This is a genomic window from Dactylococcopsis salina PCC 8305 (assembly GCF_000317615.1).
Classification (GTDB): Bacteria; Cyanobacteriota; Cyanobacteriia; order Cyanobacteriales; family Rubidibacteraceae; genus Halothece; species Halothece salina.
The window spans coordinates 1,840,393-1,860,441 of the sequence record NC_019780.1 but is presented as its reverse complement, the minus strand read 5'-3'; the positions used below and the strand labels follow the sequence as shown (position 1 = coordinate 1,860,441).

General features: G+C 43.5%; 19 protein-coding genes and 1 tRNA gene. 11 read left to right on the top strand and 9 right to left on the bottom strand.

The window, feature by feature from the left end:
* Nucleotides 1-365 precede the first annotated feature (365 nt).
* Nucleotides 366-746 carry a thioredoxin family protein gene (locus tag DACSA_RS09175; protein WP_015229484.1) on the top strand — a complete coding sequence of 127 codons (381 nt, stop codon included), beginning with the start codon at nt 366-368 and terminating at the stop codon, nt 744-746.
* A 94-nt stretch (nt 747-840) separates the two neighbouring features.
* Here DACSA_RS09175 and pdxA read toward each other — a convergent pair whose 3' ends face one another.
* Nucleotides 841-1,857 (bottom strand): 4-hydroxythreonine-4-phosphate dehydrogenase PdxA, encoded by a 1,017-nt coding sequence (pdxA, locus tag DACSA_RS09170; protein ID WP_015229483.1) that lies wholly within the window; start codon nt 1,855-1,857, stop codon nt 841-843.
* Between the two features lie 101 nt (nt 1,858-1,958).
* Between pdxA and DACSA_RS09165 the strand changes: the two genes are divergently transcribed.
* Both DACSA_RS09165 and DACSA_RS09160 read left to right on the top strand, forming a co-directional pair.
* Nucleotides 1,959-3,791 carry an AAA family ATPase gene (locus DACSA_RS09165; RefSeq protein WP_015229482.1) on the top strand — a complete coding sequence of 611 codons (1,833 nt, stop codon included), beginning with the start codon at nt 1,959-1,961 and terminating at the stop codon, nt 3,789-3,791.
* 89 nt (nt 3,792-3,880) lie between these two features.
* Nucleotides 3,881-3,952, top strand: a tRNA-Lys gene (locus DACSA_RS09160).
* Nucleotides 3,953-4,387: 435 nt separating this feature from the next.
* Here the strand turns inward: DACSA_RS09160 and surE are convergent.
* Together surE and DACSA_RS09150 are read right to left on the bottom strand one after the other, a co-directional pair.
* Complete coding sequence (surE, locus tag DACSA_RS09155) at nt 4,388-5,185, bottom strand: 5'/3'-nucleotidase SurE (protein ID WP_015229481.1); 798 nt, start codon at nt 5,183-5,185, stop codon at nt 4,388-4,390.
* Between the two features lie 15 nt (nt 5,186-5,200).
* On the bottom strand, nt 5,201-5,650 hold the full coding sequence (locus DACSA_RS09150; RefSeq protein WP_015229480.1) for a PPC domain-containing protein: 450 nt from the start codon (nt 5,648-5,650) through the stop codon (nt 5,201-5,203).
* A 21-nt stretch (nt 5,651-5,671) separates the two neighbouring features.
* On the opposite strand from DACSA_RS09150, the gene DACSA_RS22090 reads away from it, so the two are divergent.
* Entirely contained in the window at nt 5,672-5,875 is a 204-nt protein-coding gene (locus DACSA_RS22090; RefSeq protein ID WP_156800740.1) for a hypothetical protein, read from the top strand.
* 26 nt (nt 5,876-5,901) lie between these two features.
* Here DACSA_RS22090 and DACSA_RS09145 read toward each other — a convergent pair whose 3' ends face one another.
* Both DACSA_RS09145 and DACSA_RS09140 read right to left on the bottom strand, forming a co-directional pair.
* The gene (locus DACSA_RS09145; protein WP_015229478.1) at nt 5,902-6,834 is read right to left on the bottom strand and encodes an RluA family pseudouridine synthase; all 933 of its coding nucleotides are present in this window, start codon (nt 6,832-6,834) and stop codon (nt 5,902-5,904) included.
* A gap of 3 nt (nt 6,835-6,837) precedes the next feature.
* Nucleotides 6,838-8,382 (bottom strand): alanine/glycine:cation symporter family protein, encoded by a 1,545-nt coding sequence (locus DACSA_RS09140; protein WP_015229477.1) that lies wholly within the window; start codon nt 8,380-8,382, stop codon nt 6,838-6,840.
* Nucleotides 8,383-8,698: 316 nt separating this feature from the next.
* On the opposite strand from DACSA_RS09140, the gene DACSA_RS20540 reads away from it, so the two are divergent.
* Nucleotides 8,699-8,854: a hypothetical protein gene (locus tag DACSA_RS20540; protein ID WP_156800739.1), complete on the top strand. Its 156-nt coding sequence runs from the start codon at nt 8,699-8,701 to the stop codon at nt 8,852-8,854.
* A gap of 2 nt (nt 8,855-8,856) precedes the next feature.
* Here DACSA_RS20540 and DACSA_RS09135 read toward each other — a convergent pair whose 3' ends face one another.
* The 3 genes from DACSA_RS09135 to DACSA_RS09120 form a co-directional block, all read right to left on the bottom strand.
* Nucleotides 8,857-9,162 (bottom strand): hypothetical protein, encoded by a 306-nt coding sequence (locus tag DACSA_RS09135; RefSeq protein WP_015229476.1) that lies wholly within the window; start codon nt 9,160-9,162, stop codon nt 8,857-8,859.
* Between the two features lie 201 nt (nt 9,163-9,363).
* Nucleotides 9,364-11,046 carry a glycerol-3-phosphate dehydrogenase gene (gene glpD, locus DACSA_RS09125; RefSeq protein ID WP_015229475.1) on the bottom strand — a complete coding sequence of 561 codons (1,683 nt, stop codon included), beginning with the start codon at nt 11,044-11,046 and terminating at the stop codon, nt 9,364-9,366.
* 293 nt (nt 11,047-11,339) lie between these two features.
* On the bottom strand, nt 11,340-12,467 hold the full coding sequence (locus DACSA_RS09120; RefSeq protein ID WP_015229474.1) for an RNA polymerase sigma factor, RpoD/SigA family: 1,128 nt from the start codon (nt 12,465-12,467) through the stop codon (nt 11,340-11,342).
* Between the two features lie 118 nt (nt 12,468-12,585).
* On the opposite strand from DACSA_RS09120, the gene DACSA_RS22520 reads away from it, so the two are divergent.
* Together DACSA_RS22520 and DACSA_RS09115 are read left to right on the top strand one after the other, a co-directional pair.
* Nucleotides 12,586-12,711 carry a hypothetical protein gene (locus tag DACSA_RS22520; RefSeq protein WP_269544742.1) on the top strand — a complete coding sequence of 42 codons (126 nt, stop codon included), beginning with the start codon at nt 12,586-12,588 and terminating at the stop codon, nt 12,709-12,711.
* Nucleotides 12,712-13,196: 485 nt separating this feature from the next.
* The gene (locus DACSA_RS09115) at nt 13,197-14,588 is read left to right on the top strand and encodes an anthranilate synthase component I (RefSeq protein WP_015229473.1); all 1,392 of its coding nucleotides are present in this window, start codon (nt 13,197-13,199) and stop codon (nt 14,586-14,588) included.
* A 360-nt stretch (nt 14,589-14,948) separates the two neighbouring features.
* On the opposite strand, the gene ligA is transcribed toward DACSA_RS09115, so the two are convergent.
* On the bottom strand, nt 14,949-16,955 hold the full coding sequence (ligA, locus tag DACSA_RS09110) for an NAD-dependent DNA ligase LigA (RefSeq protein ID WP_041235409.1): 2,007 nt from the start codon (nt 16,953-16,955) through the stop codon (nt 14,949-14,951).
* An 85-nt stretch (nt 16,956-17,040) separates the two neighbouring features.
* Between ligA and DACSA_RS20535 the strand changes: the two genes are divergently transcribed.
* The 4 genes from DACSA_RS20535 to DACSA_RS09090 all read left to right on the top strand — a co-directional run bounded on the left by DACSA_RS20535 (nt 17,041) and on the right by DACSA_RS09090 (nt 20,033).
* On the top strand, nt 17,041-17,190 hold the full coding sequence (locus DACSA_RS20535) for a hypothetical protein (RefSeq protein ID WP_198007668.1): 150 nt from the start codon (nt 17,041-17,043) through the stop codon (nt 17,188-17,190).
* Nucleotides 17,191-17,450: 260 nt separating this feature from the next.
* On the top strand, nt 17,451-18,383 hold the full coding sequence (gene queG, locus DACSA_RS09100) for a tRNA epoxyqueuosine(34) reductase QueG (RefSeq protein ID WP_015229470.1): 933 nt from the start codon (nt 17,451-17,453) through the stop codon (nt 18,381-18,383).
* A gap of 25 nt (nt 18,384-18,408) precedes the next feature.
* Nucleotides 18,409-19,059, top strand: a complete 651-nt coding sequence (locus tag DACSA_RS09095; protein ID WP_015229469.1) for an HAD-IA family hydrolase — start codon at nt 18,409-18,411, stop codon at nt 19,057-19,059.
* A gap of 77 nt (nt 19,060-19,136) precedes the next feature.
* Nucleotides 19,137-20,033 (top strand): alpha/beta fold hydrolase, encoded by an 897-nt coding sequence (locus DACSA_RS09090; protein ID WP_015229468.1) that lies wholly within the window; start codon nt 19,137-19,139, stop codon nt 20,031-20,033.
* Nucleotides 20,034-20,049 lie beyond the last annotated feature (16 nt).

Sequence of the window (20,049 nt, the reverse complement as noted above, 5' to 3'; positions counted from 1 at the left end):
AAACTTGGGGGTTAGGGGGCTAAATCAGTAGTTCCCCCAAACTTGGGGGTTAGGGGGCTAAATCAGTAGTTCCCCCAAACTTGGGGGTTAGGGGGCTAAAATCAGTAGTTCCCCCAAACTTGGGGGTTAGGGGGCTAAATCAGTAGTTCCCCCAAACTTGGGGGTTAGGGGGCTAAATCAGTAGTTCCCCCAAACTTGGGGGTTAGGGGGCTAAAATCAGTAGTTCCCCCAAACTTGGGGGTTAGGGGGCTAAAATCAATTGTTGCCAAAAAAAGCGGGGAACTCCCCTAGCGGTTTGATCCCAATTCGATGTAGCATGATCCAAAAGCGAAATTGATCGACTTTAATAAAACTTTATAAATTGTATGGTTGCTACCGTTAACGAAAATAATTTTTCTCAAGAAGTGCTTCACGCTTCACAACCCACTCTCGTTAATTTTTGGGCGCCTTGGTGCGGATTATGTCACTTAATTATGCCCACTCTAACCAGTTTTCAACAAAATTGGGATCAAGAAATTAAATTGGTGAGTGTAAATGCCGATAATAACTTTAAATTAGCGAATACTTATCGTCTGAAAAGTTTACCAACTCTGATTTTATTTGATCAAGGAAAGGTAGTCTCTCGCATTGAAGAATTAAAAGGACGAGATGAATTATCTCGCATTCTGGAACAGTTAATCAGTCGCCCACTCGTGGAGGGATTCAAAACACGCTTGCCAGTAATGGTTTTTCCACCCCAGGGGTGATAGAATCCGTGAAGTTTCTCCCGTCGGGCGATCGCAACGGGGATTTAATGATGGTGGAAGTCCAACCCGCGAATCCCTCTCGTTCGGGTACAGGTTATGATTTTGTTCCCGTTAATTGAGCGGCTAACTCGATCGCGGCTTTGAGACTGTCGCAACGGGCGATCCCTTTCCCTGCGATATCAAAGGCGGTGCCATGGTCGGGAGAGGTGCGAATAAAGGGTAAACCAATGGTGGTGTTGATTGCCTGGTCAAATGCCATGAGTTTGACTGGAATTAAACCCTGATCGTGGTATAACGCAAGGTACGCATCGATCGGGGATTGGCTTTGATCTTGAAACCAAGCTAATCCCGCTTTTACCCAAAGGGTATCGGGAGGAACTAAACCGATTAATTTGACATCTGGGTAGGTGGTTTGTGCTTGTTCCAACCAAGAAAATAACCAGTCTTGTTCTTCTGTTCCGAATTGTCCGTTTTCCCCACTGTGAGGATTTAAACCTGCAATGGCAATTTGTGGCTGTTTAATGTCAAAATTTTCTTGGAGCGTCTCGATCAGTAAGTCTAACTTTTGGGTCATTAAGGCAGGGGTTAGCGTCTGCGAGACTTGTTGGAGAGGAATGTGTGTCGTAGCGAGAAGGGTGCGTAATGTCCAACCCGTGTGGGGCGATCGAGCGACAAATAACATTCCAAACTGATCTCGATCGGTGGCTTGTGCTAAGACTTCTGTTTGTCCTGGATAATCATGTCCTGCGAGTTGCCAACAGGATTTTGCAATCGGTGAGGTGACAATCCCATCAAAGTTTCCCGCGATGGTTTGTTCAATGGCGGTATTGAGATAAGCAAAACTGGCTTTTCCAGTCGCGGCGTTTCCCATTCCAGTTTTAAGGTCATCTTTGGCGGACAAAGGAACATCCCAAATCGAGATTTGATCAGGAGAGACTAATTCCGTGAGAGAATGTAGCTGTTGATAGGTTGACTCTAGCACCGATCGACTGCCAATTACTGTAATTTGACAATAATCTTTTAAACGTTCATCAGCCAGTGCTTTTAAGACAATTTCGGGTCCAATTCCTGCAGGATCACCTAAAGTAAGAGTAAGATGAGGTTGGGTCATTATTATTTTAAGATGGGGGACGTAATTTAAACTGCACCACTACCTCTGTAATGTTATCGTGACCGTGCCGTTGATTCAGTGACCAGTAACTAGTTGTAACGATGGAAAAATTCTTTAAAGGCTTTGAAGATTTACTCGAACTCGCAAAAACCCTAGAAGATAAAGTGGAAAAAGGGGAACTAAAAACGGATATTCGCATTAATAGCCGTCCATTAACGAATATCCCCTCTCAAGGCAATATTCCCCGTAGAAATAACCCTAATCAAGAAGGAATTGGTGTGGAAAACTTTAATGATTCTTCAACTACCGTTTCTGACGCAGAAGAGACAGAAGAAACGCCTCCCTCGATCACTTTAAGTCAAGTGGGAGGCTTAAAAAGCATTATTCAAGAATTAACGGAATTAGTGGGGATTCCCTTAAAACGTCCGCAATGGCTGGAAAAATTAGGCTTAGACGCAACAAAAGGGGTGCTTTTAGTGGGACCACCTGGCACGGGAAAAACCCTCACAGCGAAAGCGTTGGCGCAAAGTTTGGGGGTGAATTATATCGCTTTGGTGGGATCGGAAATTATGAGTAAATACTACGGGGAAGCAGAGGCGCGAATGCGAGGAATGTTTGAAAAAGCGGCGAAAAATGCTCCCTGTATTTTGTTTATTGATGAATTGGATACGATCGCGCCCGATCGCGCTAAAGTCGAGGGAGAAGTGGAGAAACGAGTCGTCGGACAATTATTAAGCCTTATGGATGGTTTCACTAATACCCCTGGGGTGGTAATTTTAGGCGCGACCAATCGTCCTAACCATCTCGATCCCGCGTTACGTCGTCCGGGTCGTTTTGACCGCGAAGTGGTGTTTGGTGTTCCCGATCGCGGCGATCGAGCGGCAATTTTAAGGGTATTAACGGCGAAAATGCCTTTAGAGGAGACGGTAGATTTAGACGAAATTGCGAGTCTAGCGGTGGGATTTGTGGGCGCTGACTTAAAAGCATTAACCCAAAAAGCCGCTTATACTGTCTTGAGGAAAACAGTTTCTCTAGAAAACAGTGATTTAGACGCGATTACTCTCCCCGATGAGGTGAAAGTAACCCAAAGCGACTTTTTAACCGCCCTCAAAGCTGTAAAACCCAGCGTCTTACGCACAGTAGCGGTAGAAACGCCCCAAGTCAGTTGGGAGGAAATTGGCGGCTTAGAGGAGATTAAACGCACCCTGAGAGAAGCGGTGGAAGGGGCGTTATTGTATCCTGAATTATATCAACAAACCAGAGCGAAAGCACCACGAGGGGTTTTATTATGGGGAGAACCTGGCACAGGAAAAACGTTGTTGGCGAAGGCGTTGGCTTCTCAAGCAGGGGCAAATTTTATTAGTATTAAAGGGGCGGAATTGCTCAACCGTTGGGTAGGTGCCAGTGAAGAAGCGGTGCGAGAGGTGTTTAGTAAGGCGCGACAAGTTGCGCCTTGTGTGTTGTTTATTGATGAAATTGATACCTTAGCCCCCGCGCGAGGGAGTTATCAAGGGGATTCTGGCGTAAGCGATCGAGTGGTGGGACAACTCTTAACCGAAATTGATGGTATGGTTGACGGAGGCGAGCTTTTAGTGGTGGCGGCGACAAATCGTTATCAGGCGCTTGATCCTGCTTTGCTTCGATCGGGGCGCTTCGATTTACAGCTACAAGTCACTCGACCAGATTTTAACAGCCGTCTTGCTATTTTAAGGATTCACAGCATCGATCGCCCTCTCAGTGACGTTGATTTAGAAGTCTGGGCGGCAAAAACTGAAGGCTGGAATGGGGCTGATCTGGAATTATTGAGCAATCAGGCGGCTTTAGCGGCGGTGAGAAATGCTACATCACAAGGAATAACTGATCCCACACAAGTTAAAATCACCGCCGAAGATTTCCAAATCGCTTACGATCGTCTCTGTCGTCAACGAGATTAAACTTTTTTGATTTTTTTGCGGTGAGGACTTGCCACTTGTGTTTTTAGGGTGCTACTATTAGTAAATGTGCGAAGTTAAGGCTTAGGCACGGGTCGCTAGCTCAATGGTAGAGTACTCGGCTTTTAACCGATTTGTTCTGGGTTCGAGTCCCAGGCGACCCATTTAAAACAGTGATTGGTGTTGGGTTTCGCGTAGAGACGTGCCATACTTCGACAAGAGTTCGGCGAGGCTCACTCGAGCCGCTCAGTAACAGGAACGTCTCCCAGTGACCAGTAATCAGTGAACAAATAACGAATAACAAATAACGAATAACAAATAACGAATATTGTTGTTGGGTTTCGTAAACTCCACCCAACCTACTTTTTAGATAGGGTTTGCTGTTGGGAAACTGAAAGTTTTACCAAATAAGGATTTGAGGCGATTAAGTTCAGGTAAAAATGCAAGTTCATTGATTGTTCAATCGTCACGCACCTTGCCTCTTGCCTTTTGCCTCTTGCCTCTTGCCTCTTGCCTTTTGCCTCTTGCCTTTTGCCTCTTGCCTCTTGCCTCTTGCCTCTTGCCTTACTAAACCAACCAATGGACTTTTTCAGGAGGCACTAAATAGCTTGATTAATTCCTTGCTCTTGCAATTTGATAAAACTTTGAGCATTTGTTAAATCAAATTCAAGGGGGGTAATTGTGACATAATTTTCCCGAATGGCACATACGTCCGTTGGAACATCCGCAGGGAGATGTTTCGCTTCTGGTTGGGGAATGTCTTCGATCGCTTCTCCTGCTAACCAATAATAACTCTTGCCTCTGGGATCAAGTCGTTTTTCAAACTGTTCAATATACCGTCTCAACCCCTGACGAGTGAGCATGATTCCTGCGATTTCTTCTCTGGCTACAGCAGGAATATTAACATTAAGCAGTGTTCCTTCAGGAATCGAGGGTAACTTATCTAATATTTGGCTTGTGACTTGGGCTGCAACGCGGAAATCAGTGGCGGTGTAGCTGGCTAAACTAATCGCCATACTGGGAATACCATCGATCGTGCCTTCCATGGCGGCGGAAACTGTACCCGAATAAAGAACATCTGTTCCTAAATTAGAACCATGATTAATGCCAGAGAGAACAAAGTCGGGAGGGGTTTCTAGAATGGCACTCAAGGCAAATTTAACACAATCAGAAGGCGTTCCCGAACAAGACCAAGCGGTTACAGAAGGATGAAACAAATTATCCACCTGATTCGATCGAATCGGTTGGTGAAGGGTTAAGCCATGTCCAGTCGCCGATCGTTCTCGATCGGGACAAACCACAATTACATCATATCCTTTCTCAGCGAGAGTATTCGCTAAGGTACGAATCCCCATTGCGAAAATCCCATCATCATTACTAATCAACAATCTGGTCATAAAAAATACTTGCTTTTAATCTCCTTGTATTGGCTGTAAACGAGTAATTTTCAGAGTAAAATCCCCGCCTCCCGTTTTCCCAAAAGCTCTGACACGAACAATATAGCGCCCAGATTCGGTGATGCGAGTAAATAGCAAGGAATTCGTTGTTCCATCGGGACCATCATCATTTTCTGCTACGGTTGTCCCATCTTCGGCAATTAGTAAAACAATGCTATCAAAGTCCTCTGATTTTAAGTCGATGGAAACTTGATCGTTTTTTTCTAATCGCACCTGGTAGTCTCGCGCAAACCCTCCTTCTCCTGTGGGAATATCTTTCGCAGAGAGACGATCGTTGATCTTACGATTCATCGGTAAACTTAAAGGATTATAGAGGATAGATTGAGCTTTAATTGGGGTAATAAAGGGAACGGTCAATAACAGTAATGTTCCGAAAAAGAGAGGAATTGAAAAGCGCGATACCATTTCTTTTGGATTATTGGTTCATTGTTAGCCAAATTGTACTATTTTGTTTCGCTTTCTCCCATTGCTCCCATTACTCCCATTACTCCCATTGCTCCCATTACTCCCATTGCTCCCTTGTCTCCCTTGTCTCCCATTGCTCCCTTGTCTCCCTTGCACTTTTTCAAAGCATTAAGAGCCTTAAAAGCTGATTGGATAAAGGTTTTAGGTTTATTCAGGAGACACTAAATAATTGTGATCGCGCTTCTTCTCTATCACATATTCCGATGTTTCAAGACAGTTATTAATTTGGTAAAATCGGTGGGTAACGGGGCGATCGCGCTTAAGGTTTCTCCAGTGACGGGATGCGTTAAAACCAAACGTCTGGCGTGCAATACCTGTCCTGATAGATTGACTCCTAATGAGTGGGCTGTGCTGTAAACTGGATCACCAACAATGGGATGCCCGATCGCGGCGCAATGAACCCGAATCTGATGGGTGCGTCCAGTTTCTAACTGAAACGCCAACAGAGAATAATTCCCCAAGCGTTCCTGAAGTTGCCAATGGGTGATGGCATTTCTCCCTCCTCTCTCTACCACTGCCATTTTTTTACGGTCAACGGGATGACGACCAATGGGAAGATCGATCGAGCCGTTTTCTCCTTTTGGCACGCCGTAAACAAGGCCTAAATACTCTCTTTTGGCGGTTTTATCTTGGATTTGTTTTTGTAAATGTTGATGGGAAAAGTCATTTTTTGCCACGACGATCGCGCCACTGGTATCCTTATCTAAACGATGAACAATCCCAGGACGTTCGATCCCACCAATACCAGCTAAATTTTCACAATGGGCTAAAAGTGCATTTACCAGCGTTCCCGTTTCATTCCCTGGCGCTGGATGTACCACTAAACCCGCAGGTTTATTGACAATAATCAAATGTTCGTCTTCATACAAGATATCCAACGGAATCGACTCTGGCTGTACATCTAGCGGTTGTGGGGGAGGAATCCACAAAACAATCTCATCTTTAGCTTGAACAAGTTGTTTTTTATCTTTGCTGATGATGCCATTAACTTGAACATTTCCCTGTTCAATGAGTTTTTGCAGCCGAGAACGAGAAAAATCGGGGAAACCTTCCACTAATGCTCGATCGAGCCGTTGTTTCCCCGTTGCGCTAATTGTAACTTGTTGCTTGTCCCAGTTATCCAATGATTACTTTTTGGTATATTCTTCTTCTTTGGTGGCTGTATCGGTTTCTGTATTGGCTGCCATCGCCCGTTCTAAGCGCAGTTTTTCCATATAAACCTGTAAATCGTCTCCGACTTTCCCCGCTAACAGAAAGCAGCCTAGCAAGTTAGGAACAGACATGGCGATCAGCATCATATCACTAAAATCTAGAACCACTCCTAATTCAATCACAGAACCGAGAAACACAAACACGATAAAGATCACCTTATACAAAAGGGTGCTGGCTTCTCCAAACAGATACATCCAAGCCTGTTCGCCATAATAACTCCAAGAAACAATGTTGGAAAACGCGAACAAAATCACGGCAATTGCCAACACTGTCGGAAACCAACTGACTACCGTGCCGAAAGCTGCTGCAGTGAGTTGGATTCCAGAGGCTTCTCCCACTGCAAATCCTTTATAAACGCCAGTGATTACAATCGAAATCGCGGTTAAATTACAAATAATTAGTGTATCCACTAACGGCTCGATCGAGGCGACAATTCCTTCTCGTACCGGTTCATCATTACGAGTGGCAGAGTGGGCGATCGCGGCTGATCCGATACCAGCGCCATTAGAAAAGGCAGCGCGGCGAAATCCCTGGACGATCACTCCCACAATCCCGCCTTCGATCGCAGTGGGAGAAAAAGCCCCCTTAAAGATGATCGCCACTGCTTCTGGGATTACCTCCCAATTACTGAGAATAATCCAGAGGCAACCCGTCATGTAAAATAAGACCACGATCGGAACGAGACGGCTGGTGACAACACCAATGCGACTAATGCCGCCAATAATCACCACACCCACTAATAACGCCATAATCAAGCCATAAAACCAGCTTCGATCGGCGATAAAGGGTAAAACCCCAGCCAACGCCGCATAAGACTGATTCGCCTGAAACATATTCCCTGCGCCAAACGTTCCTAAAACGCAGAGGATGGCAAATAAAACCCCTAAAACACTACCGAGAGGACGAAATCCTAACTCAGCTAATCCACCAGAAATATAATACATGGGGCCACCAGCGACACTACCATCAGGTTTCACTTGACGATATTTTTGTCCCAACGTACATTCGACAAACTTACTAGACATTCCTAAAAAGCCAGCAATACTCATCCAAACGATCGCCCCTGGGCCCCCCATTTGAATCGCGATCGCAGAACCGGCGATGCTTCCTAAACCCACTGTCGCCGAAAGCGCGGTGGAAGCCGCTTGAAAGGGAGAGACTTCCCCCTCTTGATCATCATCATCGCTACCACTTTGATATTTTCCAGAAAGCACCGCTAACGCATGACTAAATCCTTTTATATTAATTAATCCCATGCGAAAGGTAAAATAAACCCCACCAATGATTAACCAAAGGACAATAATTGGAAAACCAAAGATGGGATAGAAGAAAATGATTTTTAGAGCGGCCACAAAGTCGGAAAAAGCCTGATTGAGTTGGGTAAAGAAGCTCAATTTTTCTGTGGCTGCGACCAATAAACCTTGTAGTTGCTCGGAAGAAATTGGAAATAGATTCATCATAAAATTTGCTTTGATTATTTAACTCACGTTTCCTCTATAGCAGTTCTAATTCATTTGTAAAAAGTTGATTAACCGTTCCCCCCTTTCAAAGGGGGGCTAGGGGGGATTAATTTACAATTCATTTAGGATTGCTATATGATTAAGAGTTACCATTAGAAAACTGATACAGTTTACTGTTATTTTTTGGCACTAGCAGTGAGTTATTTTTTGAATTTTCACACCTATTTTTGTTAAGTCTCTTTAATTATCTCTTATTCTTTCTTTCTTGTCTATTTTCCTTCACCATAACCAGTGATCAGTGATCAGTAACCAGTGCTTGAGCATTTACTGTGACTACATTAGGTTTCGTTTAGAACTAGCGGTAACTGATCGGTGTTGGGTTTCGCTTCCCTTCACCCAACCTACTTTTTCTGGGAGACGTTCCATGGAACGTCTCTACATTGGTCACTGGTCACTGATCACTATCTGCTAAGTTTATTCTTTAAATAGCGTAGAAGTGCGGTATTTCTTATATAACCAATTTAAAAACTGGACTAAGTTTAAGATTTGCGTCTTTTTTTGCTGTAACAATTTGTACTGTTTTCGCACCGTTAGGGTTTTATATTCACTTTGGCGCAAGTTAAATATTGCTATTTTTAATAGTAAAGGAATTTTTTTTTCGAGTTTTTCGAGGTAATTTCCTAATTGCCTTAAGGTTTTTCTTAGTTTGAGCAGTTGCCAAAATAGATAACAATTGAAAACACAGATTACGCCGTTACAAATTAAAACAAAGGTGAACATTTACCCCCAATTTTCCCAATTTCCTTTGGGGGATTTGCCCCCTCACCCCCAAGTTTGGGGGGGATTTGCCCCCCTCACCCCCAAGTTGGGGGGATTTGCCCCCTCACCCCAAGTTGGGGGGATTTGCCCCCTCACCCCCAAGTTTGGGGGGATTTGCCCCCTTTTTACTTGCTCTCCCTTTAATCAAAGGGATAAGAGGTATTACGATGAAGTGACATAAGATTTAGCCGTTTGATAGTCGGGGATACAGTTGTTTTCCATGTAATTATGATAGTCCTTAAGGGCGCGATCGAGCTTCTCTTCTTCCCAATCACAATGTTTCCCTAACACTTCACTAACAATGGGTAACACATCTAAACCGTAATTGGCTTGCATCGCAATGGTGGTACGACGGCGTAAAATATCTACTAAACTGTGGGCGGCTTCTTTGCGAGCTGCATAAACAATTTGTGCTTTAATATCAGGTAAGGTCGGCGTGATTGTCTCTGCAAGATCGGGAGATTCATCGATTAGTTGCAACACGGCGATCGCCCTTGCCCCATAAAGGGTAAAAAGATGATTTAATGTTGATAAAGACACGCGATCGCGATAGGTTTTAACCGTTTCTGTGACTCGTGGATCACTGGGAATAATTGCCCCTGGAAATGGCGTTTTTAAGGTCGGACAAGGGGGGAGATTGCGTTTTTGTTTCTTACCGACGATCTCCACTAATTCTTCTCCCACATGGCGAAATGTGGTTAATTTTCCTCCGATGAGAGAAATTAAATTGTTCACGCCTTCCGATCGATGGTCATAAATAATATGTTTTCGGGTCACACTGCCAGGTTTTTGTCCTTCGGAGTAGGGAAGGGGACGCACCCCTGAATAAGTGAATTTTACGTCGTCTCGTGTCAGTTGAGCGCTGGGAATAATTAAGTTGGTTTCTTTGACTAAATAATCAATTTCCGAGTTATCTGCTTTAACTTGATCTAAATTTCCCTGAAACGGTAAATCAGTTGTCCCGATGAGATACATTCCCAACCAAGGCACAATGAAAAAGGGACGACCATCGGATTTGGCTTCCACATATAATGCTGTATTAGGCGCACCAGAGAAAGTGGGAACAACGATATGGCTTCCTTTTGTGCCACCAATTTTTGATTTTTGTCCAATGGGAGAAGTCTGTTGATTGTTTTCTCCCCGTTGACACACTTGATCCACCCAGGGACCGCTTGTATTGATGATAACTGCTCGATCGGTGCTGTTGACGGTAAAGGTTTCTCCCGTCAGTTTGTCTTCACAGTTGAGGGCGGTAATTCTGTCACCTTCTCGCTGTAATGTGGTTACTTCCGTATAGTTTAAACAAGTCGCACCTGCTTCTTCGGCGGCGATAATGTTTTCTAAACAGAGACGTTCGGCGTAAACTGCTTGACCATCATAATACTGCGCTCCTCCTTTTAATCCCTCTTGATCTAAATAGCGAAAGAGTTGATGGAATTTTTGTTCAGGGAGCATCCGATGGGAAGGAAGGGTTTTATCATAGCTAAAGATGTCGTAAAGCAACATTCCCGCGCTAATTTTCCAATAGGGGCGCGATCGATCGCCATAAACGGGTACAGTGAGCATTAGAGGTTTAACAAGATGAGGGGCTGTCCGCAGCAACACTTCTCGTTCTCGTAAAGATTCTCGCACTAGAGAAAACTCAAAATACTCCAAATAGCGTAAACCGCCATGAATCAAGCGAGTTGACCAGCTAGATGTTCCACTGGCATAATCACCTTTTTCCAGTAAAATCGGTTTCAAACCGCGCAACGCCGCATCACGAGCCACGGCTGCGCCATTGACCCCACCACCGATAATAATGAGGTCATAATCTGTGTTTTGAATGGTTGAAAAATCTCGCATTGATATCTTATTGAATGTTTTTAACGTGAAAGCCAAAAAACTCTGTTAGATCAGGTTCAGGTAATTGTTTATCATTGATGTTTGGTTTTGCGCTTACTCCACAGGTGTTGGGTTACGCGTGGAGACGTTCCATGGAACGTCTCTACCCAACCTACTTTTCTAGCTTTCGTGATTGGTGTTGGGTTACGCTTCTCTCCACCCAACCTACTTTTCTACTTTTCTTTCCCCCCCTTCCAAAGGGGGGTTAGGGGGGATAAAGTAAGGATTGTATAAAACCGAATCTAAGAACCTAATCATAGCCATCCTTTGAGACGACGAGCAACTTGTGGACGACGTAACTTTCGCATCGCCTTACTTTGAATTTGACGGACTCTTTCCCTTGAGAGATTCAAAAAATAACCTACCTCCTCCAAAGTGTAGGGATGACTGGTATTTAAGCCATAGCGTAAAGAGATGACATCTTTTTCTCGTTCATTGAGGACATCTCCCAACACATCCGAGAGTTCCTGATTCATCATGGTTTCATTCATCTGATCTTCAGGTAATCTCATCTCGTGGTCTTCTAGTAATTCTAGTAATTCCGTGTCTTCTCCTTTTCCTACGCGATGGTTGAGAGAGAGAGATTGACGGCGCAGTTGCAAGAGTTGATGTAATTGCGACTGAGAGATGTCTAATCCGGCTGCTAATTCTTCTTCAGTGGGATTGCGTTGTAATTCTTGTTTGAGGTCTCGTTGGACTTTCTTTAGTTTATTCAGTTTTTCGACAATATGAATCGGGAGGCGAATCGTTCTCGCATCATTGGCGATCGTGCGAGTGATGGCTTGACGAATCCACCAATAAGCATAAGTAGAAAATTTATAGCCTTTATTGGGATCAAATTTCTCGGTGGCTCGATTTAGCCCGATCGCCCCTTCCTGAATTAAATCTAAAAACGGAACACCACGATTAAGATAGCGTTTCGCAATGGACACCACTAACCTTAAGTTAGAGCGAATCATTTGCCGTTTCGCCAGTCGTCCTTGGTGAAGTTTACGTTCTAGTTCTTTCACCGAGAGAGAAACCGTCGCGGCTAACTCTTCTTTTGTGGGGGATGATCCCGACTCGATCGCTAATTCTTGGCGTTTGTTTTCCATATCCGCCAAAAACTTAACTTTTTGTGCTAACTCGATTTCTTCATCGGGTTGTAGTAGGGGATAACGAGCCATTTCCTTAAAAAACGCCCCGACCGTATCATCGGATTTACTCCCTTGATAAGGGTTCACGTCGCCGTCATCTTCTTGAGAAAAATCCACCTCTACTAATTGTCCTTCAGATGCGTCTGTTTCCTCTAGAGGAGCAATAATCGTTTCTATCCCCTCAATGGGAGTCAAAGATTCTTCAGGTTTAGTATTTTGGCTCGTCATTAGTTTAATATCTGTCATAGTTAGTTAAGATTAAATAATAGTTGGACGGTCTTATATTTTTGGGAATCTAGGCGGTAAAATTAGGTAAGCTACCAATTTAATGATGCCGAAACACCCCCCTTGAGAAGGATTTTAAGTGATTGAGCAAACTGAAATTTTAGGCGCGATCGATTTCCTTTGTTATCAGGGAAAGCCACGGATCACGCTTTATGTTTTTAACAGAATGATTGAGCCTAATTTTGTGGCTATTTTAACGATTTAGATACATAATTCAGAATCAATGCTTTTTCGCATTGCCAATAAGAATTAAAGGTGAGAGTGATTTTTAGTGATTGTTTTCGCCTCAACCCTAACATTTCTAGGACGAGCTTAAGGTTTTAGTGATATATTATCAACTACAATAGACCAGTCAGAGAGCCATCGGTTTGAAACCGATGGATGAATCCTTCGACAGGCTCAGGAACAGAGCCTGCCAAGGCTTTAGCCTTTTGTGTCATTTTATGTTATCATGCTGAATAGCCCTAAACTTAATGGTGAAAAACCCAAACGGGCTAATTTAACAGGTAAGGATACAGCTAGGGTTCACCAAGCGTCAAGGTCTGTCTCCCATTCTTGAGTGTGGGAAAGGAAGTGACGAAATGCGATTTTAACTTCGACAAGCTCAGTTACCATCCATTGAGTCACAACAAGAGTGAATCCATTGAATTTTAATCAATGGAGAACTCAACGTAGGTGGGAATTTGATTGATGAGTACAGGAGAACAAAAACAATGGCTGTGGCGATCGAAACCGTTACAACAGCGCACTGGTTCGGAGATTTTTCGTCATTTATTCGGGGAAAATACCACCTATGGGGTTCTCCTCGAAAGTCCCTCTCCCTCGATCGGAAATCAACCGCAACTGTCTCGCTACTCAATCTGTGCTGGTGATCCTCGTCTCGTTAATGATCAATTCCAGGTTTGGACACCACCAGTGGGAAACATTCTTCCTTGTCTTAATCAACTCTACCAACGCTGTTCTCCTGATTTCCCTTCCGAAGTGTCTCATCTTCCCTTCACTGGCGGTTATCTCGGTTGGTTAGGTTATGATTTAGCTTGGGAAATTGAAAAGTTACCGCAATGTAATCCTGATCCGCTTCCATTTCCCACTGCGTTCTGGTATGAACCAGAAACCTTTGCGGTTTTAGACCATGAAAAACAGGTTTTATGGTTAGCAGGAAGTGATTTTAATCAGTTAGATCAGTTAGAAACTGCTTTAGCGTCTCCTATCCCTGAGTTCTCTTTTTCTCTTCCTGATCCCAATGATTTCTCTCCCCCAACCTTCCTCACCAACGCCACTGACTATCAGGAAATGGTACGCCGTGCGAAAGACTATATTTATGCAGGGGATATCTTTCAAACCAATCTCTCTCTCCGCTTCCAAGCAGAAACCCAAAGCAGCAGTTGGCAAATTTATCAAGCACTCCAACGGATTAATCCTTCTCCGTTTGCTAGTTATTGGCGTACTCCTTGGGGAGATTTGATCAGTTGTTCTCCTGAACGATTAGTACAACGACAGGGAAATCTGTGTCAAACTCGCCCCATTGCGGGAACTCGACCACGTGGTCAAAGCTCGATCGAAGATCAACAGTTAGCGATCGCACTCCGTAATAATACCAAAGAACAAGCGGAACATATCATGTTAGTGGATTTAGAACGCAATGATCTCGGAAGAGTTTGTGAATGGGGAAGTGTGAAGGTTAATGAACTATTGACGATCGAACATTACAGTCATGTGATGCACTTGGTTAGTAATGTACAAGGGATACTGAAAGCAAACTGTAATCATGTTGACTTGATTCGATCAGTATTTCCAGGGGGAACAATTACAGGCTGTCCGAAAGTGCGCTGTTTAGAAATCATTGAAGAATTAGAACCGTTCCGCCGTAGTTTATTTTATGGGTCTTGTGGCTATTTAGATCAACGCGGCGATCTCGATTTAAATATCCTGATTCGGACGCTTTTATATGCAAACGGGACAGTGTGGGGACAAGTTGGCGCGGGAATTGTCGCTGATAGTGATCCGCAACGAGAATGGGAAGAGTCTTTAAGCAAAGGGAAAGCACAAGTCAGCGCAATCAGTGCTTCCTCTCAACCTTAGAAAGTAGGTTGGGTGAAGCAAAACCCAACACCAATTAGTGCCTCCTGAAAAAGTCCATTGGTTGGTTTAGTAAGGCAAGTTGCCTTAGGCAAAAGCAAGTAGGTTGGGTGAAGTTTACGAAACCCAACACCAATCAGCAAGAGGCAAGTTGCCTTAGGCTTGCATGCAAGGTGCGTGACGATTGAACAATCAATGAACTTGCATTTTTACCTGAACTTAATCGCCTCAAATCCTTATTTGGTAAAACTTTCAGTTTCCCAACAGCAAGCCCCAATTATAAGCAATGACCTGAATCTGATATAATTCCCCCAGAATTGGGGGTAAGGGGGCGATAATTCCCCCAAAATTGAGGGTAATCATTCACGACAGCATGGTTTTTAATTCGTCCTCATTAATCTGAGTAATCCCTAATTTTTCTGCTTTCTTTTGCTTTGAACCGCCTTTATCCCCCACTACAACATAATTGGTTTTAGAACTCACAGAAGCGGTGACTTTCCCACCAGCTTGTTCGATTAACTGCTGCGCTTCAGTGCGAGTAAAACTGGCGAATTTTCCAGTGAGAACAAACTTTTTCCCTGCTAATGTCTGAGGAGTGGTTTCTGTCGCGTCGGTAACAGGTGCGGCGGTTTCCGTTTGTGTAAAATTAAGTCCAGCACTTTGGAGTTGTTGGACGAGGGTTTGATTGGCTTCAATTTGAAACCACTGATACACCGATCGAGCGATTTCAGCCCCAACGCCTTCCACCGCTTGTAAGTCTTCTACCGTAGCACTGCTTAACGCTTCTACCGTCGGGAAACTTGCGCTTAATGTTTCTGCGGTCACTTTTCCCACATAACGAATCCCTAACCCATATAACACCCGTGACCAAGGTTGCTGTTTCGACTGCTCGATCGCGCTCACTAAGGCTTGTGCGGACTTCTCACCAACTCGTTCCAACTGTGTTAACTGCTGAACCGTTAACCGATACAAATCCGCCACTGACTTCACCAACTCTCCCCTGACTAGACTCTCAACCATCTTTTCCCCAAGACCATTGATATCCATGGCATCCCGTGAAGCCCAATGTACCAAACTACCGCGCAAAATTGCGGGACAAGAAACATTCACGCAGCGAGTCACCGCTTCCCCTTCGGGACGTACCAACGTTGAACCGCATTCGGGACATTCCGTTGGCATCTTAAAATCCCTCGCTGACTTAGGACGCAATTCTGGTAACACGCGGACAATTTCAGGAATAATATCCCCCGCTTTGCGAACAACCACTGTATCCTTGATTTTCACCCCTAATTCCTGTATAAAATCCATATTATGGAGGGTTGCTCGTTGTACCGTTGTTCCAGCCAGAGAAATCGGTTCTAGATGAGCGAGTGGCGTTACCGCACCAGTGCGTCCCACATTAATCGTAATCGCTCTTAACTTCGTCGGCACTTCTTCGGCGGGAAACTTCAGCGCGATCGCCCAACGGGGAAATTTCTGAGTAAATCCTAACTTTTCTTGGAGGGCATAGGAATTAATTTTCACCACCACCCCATCGGTATCGTAAAGGAGACTGGCGCGTTTCTTCTCCCAAGTCTCGAAAAACTCTCCCACCGTTTTCAACGATTGACACACCTCTCGCTGAGGATTCACCTGAAACCCCATTTCTGCTAATAATTCTAAAGATTCTGCTTGTGTGGTGGGCGTTTCGGCGTTTTCATCGACCACATAAAGCGTATAAGCAAAAAAATCTAATTGTCGTTGGGCGACGACTTTGGGATCAAATTGTCGTAACGTTCCAGAAGTCGCATTACGGGGATTCGCAAATAACGATTCTCCCTTTTCTTGACGCATCTGATTAATTTTCTCAAAGCGCTGACGGGGTAAAAACGCTTCCCCTCTCACTTCCACTCGTGCTGGTGGGTTTTCCATTGCTAACCGTAAGGGAATGGCACGAATCGTGCGAACATTGTTGGTAATATCTTCACCTGTTTCCCCATCCCCACGAGTAACGCCTCGCACTAAAACCCCATCTTCGTAAGTTAATGCTAAGGCATTACCATCAATTTTCAATTCACAAACATATTCTACCGTTTCGTCATCCCCCACCTGACCTTGTAAGCGAGCGACCCATTGCGCCAATTCTCCCAAATCAAAGGCATTTTCTAAACTGTAGAGGGGGATATTATGTTTCACCGACACAAAGCCTTCTGCAACTCCTCCTCCCACGCGCTGGGTTGGACTATCTGGCGTGACTAAATCTGGATACTTTTCTTCTAACGCCTGTAATTCCCGATAGAGACGATCATAAACCTCATCTTGCATAATGGGATCGTCCTGCAAGTAATAGGCATAATTCGCCCGTTGCAGTTGACGGCGGAGTTGGTTCATCCATGCTTCTACTTTCACGGCAATTTTGAAATTGGTTGTTCCAGACTTGTTGTTGATTAATGCCTAATATATCATTTCTTGTGCCGTGTTAAAACCGAAGAGTGCCTCCTTAAAAAGTCCATTGGTTGGTTTAGTAAGGCAAGTTGCCTTAGGCAAAAGGCAAGAGGCAAGAGGCAAGAGGCAAAAGGCAAAAGGCAAGAGGCAAAAGGCAAAAGGCAAGAGGCAAAAGTGTTAAAATATTTTTTTATATTCAAGACTTCAAAATGAAATAGAAACTCATCTTCTTTGATCCGCAATAGTAGGTTGATTTCGACTTAAAAATATAAAAAATATTATTAATAACTTAAAAGAAGAAACTAGAATGATTTCTGCTCTTATCAAAAAATTAAATTATCAAATACTCTTGCCTCTTGCCTCTTGCCTTTTGCCTCGACTTTAACTATTAATTTATCATACTCACTGTAGAAGAGCCATCTTAGTTACTAATCAGAAAAAATGGTCTTAACGAGCCAAGAGATTAAAACAAAAGCCAAACGTTTAGGTTTTCATTTAGTGGGAGTAGCGGCGGCAGAAAATGATGAGCAAATTTTAGCGCAAAAACGCCTCCAAAATTGGCTGGCTTCTGGATATAATGCTGACATGGAATGGATGAATAATCCCAAACGCTTTGCTCTCCAAAAATGTCTTCCTAATGTTAAATCGGTGATTGCTGTGGCGCTTAATTATTATACCCCTGAGCAACAATCGGAAGACCCTGAAAAAGGGAAAATTTCTCGTTATGCTTGGGGACGAGATTATCATAAAGTGATGACCAAAAAGTTAAAAGCGTTGGCGTGTTGGTTGGAAGAACAAGAAGAAACAATTCAAGCTCGTTTTTATTGTGATACGGGACCGGTACAAGATAAATTTTGGGCGCAACAAGCGGGGTTAGGTTGGATTGCTAAAAATGGTAATTTGATTACTCGTGAATATGGGAGTTGGGTATTTTTAGGAGAAGTTTTAACGACTTTAGAATTAACGCCAGATACGCCTCACACTGAACATTGTGGCACTTGTACACGCTGTTTAGAGGCTTGTCCAACGGATGCGTTTCCACAACCGTTTGTGGTCAATGCGAAGCGCTGTATTGCTTATCAGACGATCGAAAATCGAGCAGCAGAATTACCGAAAGAAATCAATCTTAATAATTGGGTTGCTGGCTGTGATATTTGTCAAGAAGTGTGTCCTTGGAATCAAAGATTTGCTAAGGAAACGGACTGTGATGATTTTCAACCGCGTCCCGAAAATATTGCTCCCAATTTAATTGAATTAGCACAACTTCGGGATGAATCTTGGGATCAAAAAACGCGAGGATCAGCCTTACGAAGGATTAAACCAGCGATGTGGAGAAGGAATGCTCGTGCTAATCTAGAAAAGGATAGGGATTGAAGTCCTGCCGATACATCTTTAAAAAATGAAGACTAAAATTATTATTTTTGATTTTGATGGTACGATCGCAGATACACAAGACGCAGTTATTGCAGTTACGAACCGTTTAGCCCCAGAGTTTGGGTTTTCTCCTTTAGAGCAAAAACAAGTTGCCCATTTTCGCGGTTTAACGGCAAAAGAAATTATTAAACAGTCGGGTGTGGCGCTGTGGAAATTGCCGTTTTTAATGCAACGGGTAAAACAAGAGTTAAGACAAGAAATGAAAACGGTTCAACCGATTGATGGGATAGAATTGGCGTTAGAAGCGTTGAAAAAAAATCAGCTTCAGTTAGGAATTATCACGTCTAATTCGGAAGAGAATGCGAGTCAATTTCTCAGACAGTATGGGTTATTACATTACTTTAATTTTGTGGAGAGTAGCTTTCATCTTTTTGGCAAAGATAAGGTAATTAAACGGCTTTTGCGTAAAAAAAATATCGATCCCAAAATGGTCGCTTATGTGGGAGATGAAACTCGTGATCTCGAAGCGGCGCGAAAAAGTGGGGTAAAAGGAATTGCAGTGACTTGGGGGTTTAATACCGCAGAGGTTTTGGCAAAATGTCAACCGAATGCACTTATTGATCATCCTAGTGAATTGCTTTGTGTAATGGACATGACTTGTAAGCAAAGATTGTAGGGTGGGCAAGGCAAACCCTACGAAATGTAACTTCTTTTTTAAGATGGTATTAAATAACGATCGAGTATGAGAGGACAATGATTTCTAGTAATTTATCATCTTTTATTCCCCCACTAGCGGAGAAACTCACGGAAGAAACTTCCACCGATTTAATCAGAAAGATTCAACAGACTCCTTTAGAAACTTCGCTTTCCTCAACGCCTGTAAAAACAACTTATGTACAAGGAGGAGAGGGAGAGTTACCGATTTTACTCCTCCATGGCTTTGATAGTTCTTTAATGGAGTTCCGTCGCTTGTTTCCCAAACTTTCCTCGGTAACAGAAACGATCGCGCTGGATTTTTTAGGGTTTGGTCTCACCGATCGAGTGCCAGAAATTGCGATTACTCCTGATACGATTAAAACCCATTTATATGCGTTTTGGCAACAGTTTATTCAACGTCCGATGGTGTTGCTAGGTGCTTCGATGGGAGGTGCGGTTGCGATCGATTTTACGTTAACGTATCCAGAAACGGTGGCGAAGTTGGTGTTACTCGATAGCGCGGGGTTTGCTGGGGGACCAGCGATGGGAAAGTTGATGATTCCACCGCTCGATCGATTGGCGGCGGGATTTTTAAGTAATACAAAAGTCCGACAAAAAATTAGTGAGAATGCTTATTACGATCGCACTTTTGCCAGTGAGGATGCGTTAATCTGTTCGATGCTCCATTTAACTCATCCTAATTGGTCAAAGGCGTTAATTTCGTTTACGAAAAGCGGCGGCTACAATTTTTTAAGTCAAAGAATTAAAGAGATTACGCAACCGAGTTTAATTCTCTGGGGAGAACAGGATAAAATTTTAGGAACAAAGGACGCACAACGATTTAAAGATACAATTGCTGATAGTCAATTAGTCTGGATACCAGAATCAGGTCATGTTCCCCATTTAGAAAAACCTAATTTAACCAGGGAAGCGATCGAAAACTTTTTATTATAAATTGAGGAGACAAAAA

Excerpts from the sequence above, each read along its gene's own strand:
- DACSA_RS09175 (WP_015229484.1), top strand. The coding sequence starts at position 366 with ATGGTTGCTACCGTTAACGAAAATAATTTTTCTCAAGAAGTGCTTCAC.
- pdxA (WP_015229483.1), bottom strand. The coding sequence starts at position 1,857 with ATGACCCAACCTCATCTTACTCTTACTTTAGGTGATCCTGCAGGAATT.
- DACSA_RS09165 (WP_015229482.1), top strand. The coding sequence starts at position 1,959 with ATGGAAAAATTCTTTAAAGGCTTTGAAGATTTACTCGAACTCGCAAAA.
- surE (WP_015229481.1), bottom strand. The coding sequence starts at position 5,185 with ATGACCAGATTGTTGATTAGTAATGATGATGGGATTTTCGCAATGGGG.
- DACSA_RS09150 (WP_015229480.1), bottom strand. The coding sequence starts at position 5,650 with ATGGTATCGCGCTTTTCAATTCCTCTCTTTTTCGGAACATTACTGTTA.
- DACSA_RS09140 (WP_015229477.1), bottom strand. The coding sequence starts at position 8,382 with ATGATGAATCTATTTCCAATTTCTTCCGAGCAACTACAAGGTTTATTG.
- DACSA_RS09135 (WP_015229476.1), bottom strand. The coding sequence starts at position 9,162 with ATGTTCACCTTTGTTTTAATTTGTAACGGCGTAATCTGTGTTTTCAAT.
- glpD (WP_015229475.1), bottom strand. The coding sequence starts at position 11,046 with ATGCGAGATTTTTCAACCATTCAAAACACAGATTATGACCTCATTATT.
- DACSA_RS09120 (WP_015229474.1), bottom strand. The coding sequence starts at position 12,467 with ATGACAGATATTAAACTAATGACGAGCCAAAATACTAAACCTGAAGAA.
- DACSA_RS09115 (WP_015229473.1), top strand. The coding sequence starts at position 13,197 with ATGAGTACAGGAGAACAAAAACAATGGCTGTGGCGATCGAAACCGTTA.
- ligA (WP_041235409.1), bottom strand. The coding sequence starts at position 16,955 with ATGAACCAACTCCGCCGTCAACTGCAACGGGCGAATTATGCCTATTAC.
- queG (WP_015229470.1), top strand. The coding sequence starts at position 17,451 with ATGGTCTTAACGAGCCAAGAGATTAAAACAAAAGCCAAACGTTTAGGT.
- DACSA_RS09095 (WP_015229469.1), top strand. The coding sequence starts at position 18,409 with ATGAAGACTAAAATTATTATTTTTGATTTTGATGGTACGATCGCAGAT.
- DACSA_RS09090 (WP_015229468.1), top strand. The coding sequence starts at position 19,137 with ATGATTTCTAGTAATTTATCATCTTTTATTCCCCCACTAGCGGAGAAA.